The organism is Xanthomonas sp. (genome assembly GCF_017163755.1).
GTDB lineage: Bacteria > Pseudomonadota > Gammaproteobacteria > Xanthomonadales > Xanthomonadaceae > Xanthomonas_A.
In genome coordinates this window covers 1-12,494 of the sequence record NZ_JAFIWC010000021.1, presented here as the reverse complement: position 1 = coordinate 12,494, position 12,494 = coordinate 1, and the positions used below count along the sequence as shown (strand labels likewise).

General features: G+C 70.6%; 10 protein-coding genes and 2 tRNA genes. 9 read left to right on the top strand and 3 right to left on the bottom strand.

The annotated features are described in order from the left end of the window. Positions 1–4: 4 nt before the first annotated feature. From JR065_RS14535 to JR065_RS14500, 8 genes are all read left to right on the top strand, one after another. A complete protein-coding gene (locus tag JR065_RS14535; protein ID WP_206234989.1) occupies positions 5–619 on the top strand; it encodes a CDP-alcohol phosphatidyltransferase family protein in 615 nt (204 codons plus the stop codon). Between the two features lie 54 nt (positions 620–673). Beyond that, positions 674–1,828: a class III poly(R)-hydroxyalkanoic acid synthase subunit PhaE gene (phaE, locus tag JR065_RS14530; RefSeq protein ID WP_206234988.1), complete on the top strand. Its 1,155-nt coding sequence runs from the start codon at positions 674–676 to the stop codon at positions 1,826–1,828. Next, a complete protein-coding gene (locus tag JR065_RS14525; RefSeq protein WP_206234986.1) occupies positions 1,825–2,901 on the top strand; it encodes a class III poly(R)-hydroxyalkanoic acid synthase subunit PhaC in 1,077 nt (358 codons plus the stop codon). The genes phaE and JR065_RS14525 overlap by 4 nt, the downstream gene beginning before the upstream one ends. A gap of 16 nt (positions 2,902–2,917) precedes the next feature. After that, the gene (locus JR065_RS14520; RefSeq protein ID WP_206234985.1) at positions 2,918–3,322 is read left to right on the top strand and encodes a DUF5329 family protein; all 405 of its coding nucleotides are present in this window, start codon (positions 2,918–2,920) and stop codon (positions 3,320–3,322) included. 30 nt (positions 3,323–3,352) lie between these two features. Then, a complete protein-coding gene (locus JR065_RS14515) occupies positions 3,353–3,556 on the top strand; it encodes a PspC domain-containing protein (RefSeq protein WP_206234984.1) in 204 nt (67 codons plus the stop codon). Further along, positions 3,553–4,008 (top strand): hypothetical protein, encoded by a 456-nt coding sequence (locus tag JR065_RS14510; RefSeq protein ID WP_206235069.1) that lies wholly within the window; start codon positions 3,553–3,555, stop codon positions 4,006–4,008. Before JR065_RS14515 ends, JR065_RS14510 begins: the two co-directional genes overlap by 4 nt. 430 nt (positions 4,009–4,438) lie before the next feature. Further along, positions 4,439–4,693, top strand: a complete 255-nt coding sequence (locus tag JR065_RS14505) for a hypothetical protein (RefSeq protein ID WP_206234982.1) — start codon at positions 4,439–4,441, stop codon at positions 4,691–4,693. A gap of 345 nt (positions 4,694–5,038) precedes the next feature. Then, positions 5,039–7,402, top strand: a complete 2,364-nt coding sequence (locus JR065_RS14500; RefSeq protein WP_206234981.1) for a Tex family protein — start codon at positions 5,039–5,041, stop codon at positions 7,400–7,402. Between the two features lie 37 nt (positions 7,403–7,439). On the opposite strand, the gene JR065_RS14495 is transcribed toward JR065_RS14500, so the two are convergent. Then, positions 7,440–11,276: a PAS domain-containing protein gene (locus tag JR065_RS14495; RefSeq protein ID WP_206234980.1), complete on the bottom strand. Its 3,837-nt coding sequence runs from the start codon at positions 11,274–11,276 to the stop codon at positions 7,440–7,442. Between the two features lie 119 nt (positions 11,277–11,395). Next, positions 11,396–11,776 carry a response regulator gene (locus JR065_RS14490; protein WP_206234979.1) on the bottom strand — a complete coding sequence of 127 codons (381 nt, stop codon included), beginning with the start codon at positions 11,774–11,776 and terminating at the stop codon, positions 11,396–11,398. Between the two features lie 135 nt (positions 11,777–11,911). Between JR065_RS14490 and JR065_RS14485 the strand changes: the two genes are divergently transcribed. Then, positions 11,912–11,998, top strand: a tRNA-Leu gene (locus JR065_RS14485). 301 nt (positions 11,999–12,299) lie between these two features. Here the strand turns inward: JR065_RS14485 and JR065_RS14480 are convergent. Next, positions 12,300–12,375, bottom strand: a tRNA-Glu gene (locus tag JR065_RS14480). Between the last annotated feature and the right edge of the window lie 119 nt (positions 12,376–12,494).

The window sequence follows — 12,494 nt, the reverse complement described above, 5'->3', positions numbered from 1 at the left end:
CCCGATGAAACGCCACTTTTCGATGCTGCGCGAGTTCCAGCTGGCCGACTGGTTCACCCTGGCCAACGCGTTCTGCGGCACCGGCGCGGTGTTCGCGGCGATGCGCTTCCTGCAGGAGGGCTCGCGCAGCGACCTGCTGATCGGCATGGCGCTGATCCCGCTGGCGTTCGTGTTCGATGCGCTGGACGGACGGGTCGCGCGCTGGCGCAAGTCCTCCTCCACGCTGGGGCGCGAACTGGATTCGCTGGCCGACGTGATCTCCTTCGGCGTCGCCCCGGCCGCGCTGGCCTACGCCTGCGGCATGCAGGGCGGCTGGGACTGGCTGGTGCTGAGCTATTTCGTCTGCTGCGGCGTGAGCCGCCTGGCGCGCTACAACGTCACCGCCGAGCAGCTGACCGGCGACGGCGACAAGGTGCCGTATTTCGAAGGCACGCCGATCCCGACCAGCCTGGCGCTGGTGATCGTGCTCGCGGTGGCGGCCTATCTTGGCCACATCGGCGATGCATTGTGGTGGGGCCAATGGCGCATCGGCCCGTGGCTGCTGCATCCGCTGGTGCTGCTGTTCGCGCTGTCCGGCTCGCTGATGATCAGCAAGACGCTGCGCATTCCCAAACCCTGACCCCGGCGCGACGCCGCGGTTGCTATCATTCCCGCTTGACCTGGGAGGGTGGCGATGAAGGCTAGCGGCGGCCACGGTGCCGGCGATTTCGAGGCGTTGGCGCGGCAGTACTGGGATGCGTGGAACCAGGCCCTGCGCCAGGGCGCCGCCGCGTCCGCGGCGTCGCCGGCCGGCGATGCGCCGCAGGCGGCATGGCGCGATGCGATCGACGCATGGACCCGGCAGCTGCCGCGCGGCACCGCGCCGGAGGCGGAGGACGCGCTCGCCCGGTTCCGTCAGCAGGCCGGCGACTGGCTCGGCACGATGCAGCAGGTGGCCGCGCAGTTCGCCGGGCGCGATGCGAGCAGCGCCGACGTCGCCGAGGCCTGGAAGCGGCAGGTGCAGGGCCAGCGCGAGCAGATGCTGCAATGGCTGCTCGGCGCGGCGCGCGGCGCCGGCCAGGCCGGCGTCGATCCATGGCTGCAGCAGGCCTCGCAATGGCTGCAAGGCCTGCAGCGCGACAGCGGGCCGTGGCTGGAGATGCCGGGCTTCGGGCTGGGGCGCAACCACCATGCGCGTTGGCGCGCGCTGGCCAAGGCGCAACAGGACTACCAGGCGCAACTGCAGGCCTACCTGAGCCAGCTGCAGGGCGCGATCGACCGCGCCTTCGGCGTGTTCGAGGCCAAGCTGCGCGAGCGCGAGGATCCGGGCCGGCAGCTGACCAGCGCACGGGCGATGTTCGACCTGTGGATCGATGCCGCCGAGGAAGCGTATTCGGCCGCCGCGCTGTCGGAGGAGTTCCGCCAGGTCTATGCGGGCTTCGCCAACGCGCAGATGCGGCTGCGTTCGCTGCTGCAGCGCGAGATCGAACAGGCCTGCGAGCAGCTCGGCCTGCCCACGCGCACCGAGCTCGACGCGGCGCACCGGCGGGTGGCCGATCTGGAGCGCCGGCTGCGCCGGCTGGAGCGCGCGGCGGCGGATGCGGCAGCGCCGCAGCCGGCCGAAGCGGCGCCGGCGGCAGCGCCGGAAGCGAAGCCGGCAGCGAAGCCGGCAACGAAGAAGCGCGCGGCTGGCGCCGCACCGCCGGCGCGCACACCGGCCGGCAGCCGGGCCGCAGCGGCCAAGTCCGCGGCCAGGAAGGCGCCCCCCAGGACCGCGGCGAAGCCACCGCCGGCCGCCCCCGGCGGCAAGCGCAAGCAGTCATCGCCGGCGCGCGGGAGCCGCGCATGAAGGGACCGTTGAGCTTCAGCAGCGACGACCTGGTGCAGGAGACGCTGGAACTGCAGCGCAAGCTGCTCGAAGCCCTGCGCGTGCTGCCCGGCCTGGACGAGGTGCAGTACGGCGTGACCGAGCGGCAGGAAGTGTGGCGCGACGGCAAGGCGGTGCTGTACCGCTTCGTCGGCAGCCAGCCGCCGGTCGCCAAGGTGCCGCTGCTGATCGTCTATGCGCTGGTCAACCGGCCGTACATGGTCGACCTGCAGGCCGACCGCTCGCTGGTGCAGGGCCTGCTGGCGCTGGGCGAAGACGTCTACGTGCTCGACTGGGGCTATCCCGACCGCTCCGAGCGCTACCTGACCCTGGAAGACTACCTGCTGCGCTACATCGATGGCGCGGTGGACCACCTGCGCGCCGGCATCGGCGGCGGCGCGGTCAACCTGCTCGGGATCTGCCAGGGCGGCACCTTCTCGCTGTGCTACGCGGCGCTGCGCCGCGAGAAGGTGCGCAACCTGGTGACGATGGTGACGCCGGTGGATTTCCATACGCCGGACAACATGCTGTCGAACTGGGCGCGGCTGGTCGACGTGGACCTGTTCGTCGACACGCTGGGCAACGTCCCGGCCGACCTGATGAACGCCAGTTACCTGATGCTCAAGCCGTTCCGGCTGAACCTGCAGAAGTACGTCGGCCTGCTCGACATCCTCGACGACCCGCGCGCGCTCGAGGACTTCCTGCGCATGGAGAAGTGGATCTTCGACTCGCCGGATCTGGCCGGCGAGGCCTTCCGCCAGTTCGTCAAGCAGTTCTACCAGGACAACGCGCTGGTCGCCGGCACCGCGCGCATCGGCGAGCAACGGGTCGACCTGGCCAAGGTGGACATGCCGGTGCTCAACATCTATGCCGAACAGGACCATCTGGTGCCGCCGGACGCCTCGCGTGCGCTGCGCGGGCTGGTCGGCAGCGACGACTACGCCGAACTGAGCTTCCGCGGCGGGCATATCGGCATCTACGTGTCCGGCCGCGCGCAGCGCGAAGTGCCCGCGGCGCTGCACCGCTGGCTGGCGGAGCGGTCCGGCGATGCATAGGCGCGGGCAGGGCGGCATGCCGCCGCGCCGCCGCCGCCTGCGCTGGGCGCTCGCGCTGGCGTTGTGCACCGCCGCGCCGCTTGCCGCGTCCGCACCGCCGCCAGCGGCCGAGCGCGAGATCCAGGCCCTGCTGGCGGCGTTGCGCGCCTCGCCGTGCCGGTTCCAGCGCAACGGCAGCTGGTACGGCGCCGCCGAGGCCAGCGCGCACCTGCAGCGCAAGTACGACTACCTGCGCAAGCGCGAACTGGCCGACAGCGCCGAGCAGTTCATCGCGCGCGGCGCCAGCGCCAGCAGCGCCAGCGGCCGCGCCTACCGGGTGGCCTGTCCGGGCCGGCCGGAGCAGGACGCGGCGGCATGGTTCGGCCAGCAGCTCGATGCGCTGCGCCGTCACGCGCCGGCCGCGCGCCCGGCCATAGACTGACCGCGAATCCTGTCGACGGAGCCCTTCGCCATGTCCCAGCCCGCCCGTACGCTGTCGCGCTCGCTCAACGATCGCATGATCGCCGGGGTGATCGGCGGCATCGCGCACCGTTTCGGCTGGAGCGCCACCTGGCTGCGCGTGATCTACGTGATCGGCTCGATCGCGTCGGCGGCGTTCCCCGGCATCCTGGTCTACCTGATCCTGTGGTTGCTGATCCCCAACGAAGCGGACTGAGCGCGTCGGCGGCGCGGTCGCTGCGCCTGGCCGGTTTCGCGCTCGGCGCGCTGTGGACCTCGCCCAACACCGCGCTCGGCCTGCTGCTGGGGCTGGCCAGCCTGCCGTTCGGCGCGCGCCTGCGCGCCAGCCGGCGCGAACTGTCGCTGGTGTTCCATCGCTTCCCGTGGGGGCCGGGCGGAGCGCTGACCCTGGGCAACGTCATCCTGGTCACGACCGCCGACCTCGACGTGGCCTGCGCGACCTACGAACATGCGGCCGGGCATTGCCTGCATCCGGCGATACGGCTGGGCGACCACGAGCGCGCGCACGTGCTGCAGTATCTGCTGCTGGGGCCGCTGTTCCTGCCGGTGTACTTCGCCTGCGGCGGCGTGCACGTGCGCAATCCGTTCGAACGCGCGGCCGACCGCTACGCCTTGCACGGCCGCGGCTGGTGGCCCGGGACGCGCTGAAGCGATCCGGCCGTCGCATGCGGGCGGAACCGCACGATTGAATTCGTTCTGCGCGATGCCAGCCCACAGCCGATGAGTGAGCCGAACTGTGCGCCGCCGAGCAGGGACGTCGCCGGCATGCCGTCCGCGAGGCGGCGATTGCCCGAAGCGCGCGTTCGTTTGCTCTTACCGAACATGCCCAGCCTTATGCGTCCGCTTCGTTACGCAATGCTGCGGCGGTTGCGCAGCGATCTGTTGCAGTGCGCAAGGCGCGCATCCCGTGCCTACGGTTTTTCAGGCCTTCCGCCTCGCCAAAGTTAAGTCCGCGTGACACGAAAGTAAGTCATTTGCGTGAAAACAGCCGCGATTAATCTGCGTGCAGATATCACTCACAGCGCGCTATGTAGGCTGCGCGCCAGTTCAACGAATTCCCCTTAAGAGGAAGTGCGACATGTCGGTGGTTCTCTATATCGGTGGCAGCAAGGACGGCGAAAAAGGGGTGATGCCGTACGGCTTCAGCAAGTCGATGAAGCAGACCGACGCCGGCCCGGAAATCTATGTCGAACGCGTGCTCGCACTCAGCGACCGCCAGGTGCGGATCATGGCGCTGGAATCGCTGCAGGACGAGATCGTGGTCGAGCGCCTCAACAACTACTACTACTCGCGCCTGGACCACGGCGACCACATGCCGGCGTATTCGCGCTAGCCGCACGTCGCCGTGCGGCGTGCGGTTGTGTCGGCGTGCGGTTGTGTCCTGGTCGCGTGAGCGCATCCGCGTAAAGGACTTCCAGCAGGCGCGCGCACCAACCACTGCGGCGCCGCTCGCAGCAGGGCCAAGCCGAACCTTGGCGACGTCGCCGGCACAGGATGCATGCGATGGCCTGCCCGCAAGCCGACTTGGCCTCCGGCGCTGTGCTGGCCGTCCAGTCCGCGAACCGCGAACGCGCGCCATGGAGGCCGACAGGTCGCGCGTCCGCTGTCAACGGGTTCCCCGCCGGCGCGGGCGCTGCGAAAATGCCGCTTTCCCGCAAGGCGGCTCCGGCCGGACGCAATGCACGACACTCAGCTTGCCCAGCAGATCGCACATACCATCGCCGTGGAAATCGGCGCCCAGCCGGCGCAGGCGCGCGCCGCGATCGCCTTGCTCGACGAAGGCGCCAGCGTCCCGTTCATCGCCCGCTACCGCAAGGAAGTCACCGGCGGCCTGGACGACACCCAGTTGCGCAATCTGGAGACCCGGCTGACCTATCTGCGCGAACTGGAGGAGCGCCGCACCGCGGTGCTGGCCAGCATCGCCGAGCAGGGCAAGCTCAGCGACGAGCTGCGCGCGGAGATCGCCGCCGCCGACACCAAGTCGCGGCTGGAAGACCTGTACCTGCCGTACAAGCCCAAGCGCCGCACCCGCGCGCAGATCGCGCGCGAGGCCGGCCTGGAACCGCTGGCCGACGGCCTGCTGGCCGACCCGACGCTGGCGCCGGAGAGCTTCGCCGCCGGCTTCGTCGATGCCGACAAGGGCGTGGCCGACGTCAAGGCGGCGCTGGACGGCGCGCGCGCGATCCTGAGCGAACGCTGGGGCGAGGACGCGGCGCTGGTCGGCGAACTGCGCGGCTGGCTGGGCGAGGTGGGCGTGATCCGCGCGCGCGTGGCCGAGGGCAAGGAACACGAAGGCGCCAAGTACCGCGACTACTTCGACCATGCCGAAGCGCTGAACAAGATCCCCTCGCACCGGTTGTTGGCGCTGTTCCGCGCGCGCCGCGAGGAGATCCTGTACCTGGAGCTGGACCCCGGCGCCGATGCCGAAGCCGGCCACCAGTACGCCGAGGGCCGCGTGGCGCTGAAGGCCGGCATCAGCAACCAGGGCCGCCCCGGCGACCGCTGGCTGCTCGACGCCTGCCGCCTGACCTGGCGCGCCAAGCTGCACATGCACCTGCTGCTGGACCTGTTCAACCAGGCGCGCGAGAAGGCCGAAGCCGAGGCGATCGCGGTGTTCGGCGACAACCTCAAGGACCTGATGCTCGCCGCGCCGGCCGGCCCGCGCGTCACCCTGGGCCTGGACCCGGGCATCCGCACCGGATGCAAGATCGCGGTGGTCGACGCCACCGGCAAGCTGCTCGCCACCGATACCATCTATCCACACGAGCCGCGCAAGCAGTGGGACCCGTCGCTGCACACGCTCAGGCAACTGTGCACCCAGCACGGCGTGGAGCTGATCGCCATCGGCAACGGCACCGCCAGCCGCGAGACCGACAAGCTCGCCGCCGACCTGATCAAGCAGAACCCGCAGCTGAAGCTGGAGAAGGTCGTGGTCAGCGAAGCCGGCGCCTCGGTGTATTCGGCATCGGAGTTCGCGGCCAAGGAGTTCCCCGGGCTGGACGTGTCGCTGCGCGGCGCGGTGTCGATCGCGCGGCGCCTGCAGGACCCGCTCGCCGAACTGGTCAAGATCGAACCCAAGGCGATCGGCGTGGGCCAGTACCAGCACGACGTGGACCAGTACCGCTTGGCGCGGGCGCTGGACGCGCGCGTGGAGGACTGCGTCAACGCGGTCGGCGTGTACGTCAACACCGCCTCGGCGGCGTTGCTGTCGCGCGTGTCCGGGCTGTCGTCGAGCGTGGCCGAGAACATCGTCCGCCACCGCGACGACAACGGGCCGTTCAAGCGCCGCAAGGACCTGCTGAAGGTGCCGCGGCTGGGCGAGAAGACCTTCGAGCAGTGCGCCGGCTTCCTGCGCATCGCCGACGGCGACGAACCGCTGGACGCATCGGCGGTGCACCCGGAAGCCTATCCGGTGGTCGAGCGCATCGCCGGCGCCAGCGGCCGCGGCATCAAGCAGCTGATCGGCGACGGCGGCTTCCTGCGCGGGCTGCGCCCGGAGCTGTTCACCGACGAGAAGTTCGGCGTGCCGACCGTGCGCGACATCCTCAAGGAACTGGAGAAGCCGGGCCGCGATCCGCGTCCGGAGTTCAAGGCCGCGCGTTTCGCCGACGGGGTGGAGGACATCAAGGACCTCAAGCCGGGCATGGTGCTGGAAGGCGTGGTCAGCAACGTCGCCGCGTTCGGCGCGTTCGTCGACATCGGCGTGCACCAGGACGGCCTGGTGCACATCTCCGCGTTGTCCGACAGCTACGTCAAGGACCCGCGCGACGTGGTCAAGGCCGGCGACATCGTCAAGGTCAAGGTGCTGGAAGTGGACGTGGCGCGCAAGCGCATCGCCCTGACCCGGCGCCTGGAGGACACCCCGGCACCGGTGCGCGCCGGCGAACGCGAGGCCGGGCGCATGCCGGGAAGCGCGCCGCGGCGCGGCGAGCGCGATGGACGCGGCGGCAACCCGGGCGGCGCCGGCAAGCCGCGGCTGCCGGCGGCCGCGCCGGTCAACAGCGCCTTGGCCGACGCCTTCGCCCGCGCCAAGCGCAGCTGACGAGGCGAAGAGACGCTGCGCGCGCAGCGCAGCGGGCTCAGGCCGGTTGCGCCTGCGGCTCCGGATCCTGCGCCGCGGCCAGCGGCGGCTGGGTCAGCGACACCGCCAGCGCGACCAGCTTCAGCGGATCCACCGGCTTGCCCAGGTGCGCATTGAACCCGGCCTCCAGCGCCTTGGCGCGATCCTCGGCGCGCACGTAGGCGGTCAAGGCGATTGCCGGGATGCGGCTGGTGGCGCCGGCGCCGCGCGAGCGCACGCTGCGGATCAGGCTGTGGCCGTCGCGCCGCGGCATGCCCACGTCGCTGATCAGCAGGTCGTACTGGCGCTCGCGCAGCAACGCTTCGGCGTCGTCGGCGGACACCGCGGTCTCCACCGTGGCGCCTGCTTCCTGCAGGAAGCGCTGGGTGACGCCGCGCGAATCCATGTCGTCGTCGACGACCAGCACGCGCGCGCCGGTCAGGCGCGTGTTGCCGGCCTGCGCCGCCGATGCCGTGGCCGCGCCGCCGCCGGCCGGGCCGGCCGCAAGGTGCAGTTCGTTGCGCGGCAGCAGCAGGGTGAAGGTCGCGCCCAGCCCGGGCCCTTCGCTGCTGACCGTCAGCTGGCCCTGGTGCAGCTCGGCCAACTGCTTGGCAATCGCCAGGCCCAGGCCGAGACCGCCGGCGCTGCGCGTGCTGCTGGCGTCGGCCTGGCGGAAGCGGTCGAACACGTGCGGCAGGAAGGCCGGCTCGATGCCCACGCCGCTGTCGCTGACGCTGATCCGCACATGCGAGGCGGTCGCGTCGACGCCCAGGGCGATCCTGCCCGATGCGGGGGTGAACTTGATCGCGTTGCCGACCAGGTTGGTCAGCACCTGCTGCAGCCGTACCGCGTCGCCCAGGTAGGGCAGGGCGGAGTCGGGCGCTGTTGTCAGTTCGATGTCCACGCCCTTGTTCTGCGCCGACGGGCGCGCCGCGTCGATGGTGGCGCGGACCGTCGCCAGCAGGTCGAACTCGACCGGCTCCAGGCGCACCTTGCCGGACAGGATCGCGCTCATGTCGAGCAGGTCGTCGATGATCTGCGCCTGCGATCGCGCGCCGCGCTCGATCACTTCCAGGCCCTTGGCCAGGTCCTGCTCGCGCAGGCCGCTGCCCTGCATCAGGCGCGACCAGCCCAGGATGGCGTTGAGCGGCGTGCGCAGCTCGTGGCTCAGCGTGGCCAGGAACTCGTCCTTCATGCGGCTGGCGCGCTCGGCCTCGCCGCGCGCGCTCTGCTCGGCCGCCAGCAGCTGCTGCAGGCGTTGGTCGATGTCGCGGCGCTCGATCACGATCCCGGCCAGGTGCGAGGCCGAGCGCGCCAGTTCCTGTTCGTGCTCCGACGGGTAGTGCGGGGACGGGTAGTACAGCGCGACCACCCCCAGCACCACGCCGTCGCTGCCCAGGATCGGCGTGGAGCAGCAGGCGGCCACGCCTGCCTCGGCGGCCGGCGCCAGGAAGCCGCGCCAGTTCGGGTCGCTGCGGATGTCGCTGCAGATCACCTGCCGGCCCAGGAACGCGGCGCGGCCGCAGCTGCCGCTGTCCTCGCGGATCGGCAGGCGGTGCGCGGCCTGCCGGTAGGCCGGCGGCAGGCTGGGCGCGGCGCCTTCGAGCAGGCACTGACGGAATTCGTCGACCAGCATGATCATGCAGCGCAGGCCGTTGTCGCTCTGCGCCTCGATGCCCAGCACGATGGCCTCCAGCACCGCCTTCAGCGGCTTGCCGGTGGTGATCATCTCCAGCGCCGCGCGTTCGGACGCGGTGGCGTTCTCGATCCGCTTGCGCTCGGAGATGTCCAGCACCGAGCCGATGAAGCCGAGGAACTGGCCGGAGGCGCTGAGACGCGGCGCGGCGGTGTCCACGCACCAGCGGTACTCGCCGTCGTGGCGGCGGATCCGGTACTCCATCGCGAACGGGCGCCGCTCGCCGAAGGCGCGCGCCAGCGTGCGCCCGACCGCGGCCGCGTCGTCGGCATGGATCTTCTCCAGCCAGCCGTTGCCCAGCGCATCGCTTTCGCGCTGCCCGGTGAACAGGTACCACTGGCGGCTGACGTACTCGCAGTCGCCGTCGGCATTGGCCATCCAGATCATCACCGGGGCGTTGTCGCACAGGTTGCGGAAGCGCGATTCGCTCTCCTGCAGGCGCTGCTCGGTGACGCGGCGGTCGTGGATGTCGGTGTTGGTGCCGATCCAGCGCACGATCCTGCCGGTCTCGTCGCGGATCGGCAGCGCGCGCCCCAGATGCCAGCGGTAGCCGCCGCCGCGGTGGCGCAGCGGATACTCGATCTCGTAGGGTTCGCCGCTGCGCACCGCCTCCGACCACGCCTTCGTCGCCCTGGCCAGGCCGTCCTCGGTATGCGCCTTGCGCCAGCTTTCGTAGCCGGCTTCGCCGTCGGGCAGGCCGGTGTACTCGTACCAGCGCCGGTTGAAGTAGTCCACGTCGCCGTCGGGCGTGGCGGTGAACACGATCTGCGGCATCGCATCGGCCAGCTCGCGCAGCCGGGCCTCGCTCAGCGCCAGGCTGCTCTGGGCGCCGGCGCGCTCCATCGACTCCCAGCAGCGCGCCGCGACCAGCCGCACCAGCTCGATCTCCGCCGACGTCCACACCCGCGGCGTCAGCTGGTGCACGCCGATCGCCGCGACCAGCCGCCCGCCCTTGTGCAGCGGCGCGACCAGGATCGCGCGCGCGCCGATGCGTTGGTAGCCGTCGTCGTCCAGCGTCACCGGGGGCTGGTGCAGCGCGGTGTCCTGCACCACCCACGGCCGGTTTTCGCGCACGCATTCCAGCAGGTCGCCGCCGAAGTCGCTGAAGCGGAAGTCGCCGACCACGCTGGCCGCGCCGTCCACGTAGTCGGCCTGGATGTGGAACAGGTTCTGGTCCTCGCCGACGATCGCGTAGGCGCAGCGGTTGGCGCGCAAGTGCTGGCCGAGCATGCGCGCGCCGGTCTCGCAGATGGCGTCGGCGCTGGCCAGGTTCTGCAGCGCGTCCTCCAGCGTCAGCAGGAAGCTGTCGTGCGCTTCGGCGCGCGCCTGCTCGGTGCGGTCGATGCCGTGCACCAGGATGCCAGTGACGTGGCCTTCGACGTCGCGCATCGGCTGGTACACGCAGTCCAGCGTGGCCTCGTAGGCGGCTTCGTGCGGCGAGCGGCGCAGGCTGACGGTCAGCGAGTCGCCGATGAACGGCTTGCCGCTGCTGCGGACGCTGTCCAGCAGTTCGATGAAGCCCTGCTGGCGGATTTCCGGCAGCGCATCGAGCAGGGCCTTGCCGAGGACCTCGCGCGGGCCGACCAACTGCTGGTAGCGCTGGTTGGCGCTCTCGATCACGTAGTCCGGCCCGCGCAACACCGCCAGCGCCGCCGGCGACTGCTCGAACGCCTCGGCCATCTGCGCGCGCTGCGCGTCCAACGCGCGCAGCAGCTGGTCGCGCTCGCGCTCGAGCCGGATCCTGGAGGTGTCTTCCGTGCACACACACAGCACGCCGCCGATGCCGCCGCGCTCGTCGGCGACCGGACTGTAGGACCAGGTGAAGTAGGTTTCCTCGGCGTAGCCGTTGCGGTGCAAGGTCAGCGGCACGTGCTCGTTCCAGCTCGGCTCGCCGGTCGCCAGCACCCGTTCGATCTGCGGGCCGATCAGCGTCCACACTTCCGGCCAGATCTGCGCGGTGGCGCGCCCGAACGCCTGCGGGTGGCGTTGCCCCAGGAGCGGGGCATACGCGTCGTTGTAGATGTTGATCAGCCGCGGGCCCCAGCGCAGCGCCATCGGAAAGCGCGAGCCCAGGCACATCGACACCGCCACGCGCAGGCTCTGCGGCCATTCGGCCAGCGGCCCGAGTTCGGTGCTGGCCCAGTCGGTGGCGCGCAGCAAGGCGGCCGCCTCGCTACCGGCCGGCAGCCAGACATCGGTTGTCGTACGGCGATGGACGTCGATGACGGTCTACCTCGTGCCGATCCCCGCCACGCGCGGCAGGTTCCCGTCCGTCAGTATCAGCGCCCGGCGGTCATTTTGACGTGAGCGTCGTCGAGCGCCTTGACCAGTTGCTCGGACAGGTAGGGCTTGGTCAGCACCACGCCGGAGGCGAAGCCGGCCGGCAGCGAATCGGCGGCCACGCCGGTGGCCAGGACATACGGGATGGCGCGTTCGGTCAACATCTGCGCGATCGGCTCGCTGGTCTCGCCGGCGCCCAGGCGAAAATCCAGCACCGCGCGGTCGGGGCGCTCGGAGGCGATCAAGTCCAGCGCCTGGCGCACGGATTCGGCCGGTCCCACGACCTGTGCGCCGGTCTGAAGCAACTGCAGCTCAAGCAGCGTCGCGTTCATCTCGTCGTTCTCCACCACCAGGATGCGCAGGCCTCGCAATGCCGACATCGATTGCTCGTTAAGGTTTGGGAACGGAGAGTATAGCGGCACCGATACGCCGGCCCATCCCTGCGCGGCCGGATCGAAAATGAAGAATTTACCCCTGCCCAAGCGCAACCGCGGTCGGCTATACTTCGCGGCCGCGCCGAAGTGGCGGAATCGGTAGACGCAGCGGACTCAAAATCCGCCGCCCTTAAAAGCGTGTGGGTTCGAGTCCCACCTTCGGCACCAGCGACATCGCGTTCGATCCCAGGAACGCTCAAAAGCCCTCGGCCTTGCCGGGGGCTTTTCGTTTGTGCCGCTCCCATGCCGCGAGCGCCGCCGGCGAGCGCAGCGGCGCACAGGTCGGCACGCGAGCAGCGGGCGCGGACACGCGGCGCGCATGTCGTACGTCCCGCATGGGCATGGACGTGCACCGGTCTGGCGGGTCCGCCGTGGCATGCCCCCCGCGAGCGGCGCTCGCCACGGCGCTGCGGACCTGCAAGCAGGCAAAGAAAAACCCGGCATGGCCGGGTTCGTGTGCTGCAGCGGTTGGCGTCCCCACGGGGATTCGAACCCCGGTCGCCACCGTGAAAGGGTGATGTCCTAGGCCTCTAGACGATGGGGACGCGCGTTGACTTTGTCGCTGCGGACGGCCTGCTGTCCGGAACGTTGGTGGAGCCAGCCGGGATCGAACCGGCGACCTCTTGCATGCCATGCAAGCGCTCTCCCAGCTGAGCTATGGCCC

Coding starts and splice junctions, on each gene's coding strand:
- JR065_RS14535 (WP_206234989.1), top strand. CDS start 5: ATGAAACGCCACTTTTCGATGCTGCGCGAGTTCCAGCTGGCCGACTGG.
- phaE (WP_206234988.1), top strand. CDS start 674: ATGAAGGCTAGCGGCGGCCACGGTGCCGGCGATTTCGAGGCGTTGGCG.
- JR065_RS14525 (WP_206234986.1), top strand. CDS start 1,825: ATGAAGGGACCGTTGAGCTTCAGCAGCGACGACCTGGTGCAGGAGACG.
- JR065_RS14520 (WP_206234985.1), top strand. CDS start 2,918: ATGCCGCCGCGCCGCCGCCGCCTGCGCTGGGCGCTCGCGCTGGCGTTG.
- JR065_RS14515 (WP_206234984.1), top strand. CDS start 3,353: ATGTCCCAGCCCGCCCGTACGCTGTCGCGCTCGCTCAACGATCGCATG.
- JR065_RS14505 (WP_206234982.1), top strand. CDS start 4,439: ATGTCGGTGGTTCTCTATATCGGTGGCAGCAAGGACGGCGAAAAAGGG.
- JR065_RS14500 (WP_206234981.1), top strand. CDS start 5,039: ATGCACGACACTCAGCTTGCCCAGCAGATCGCACATACCATCGCCGTG.
- JR065_RS14490 (WP_206234979.1), bottom strand. CDS start 11,776: ATGTCGGCATTGCGAGGCCTGCGCATCCTGGTGGTGGAGAACGACGAG.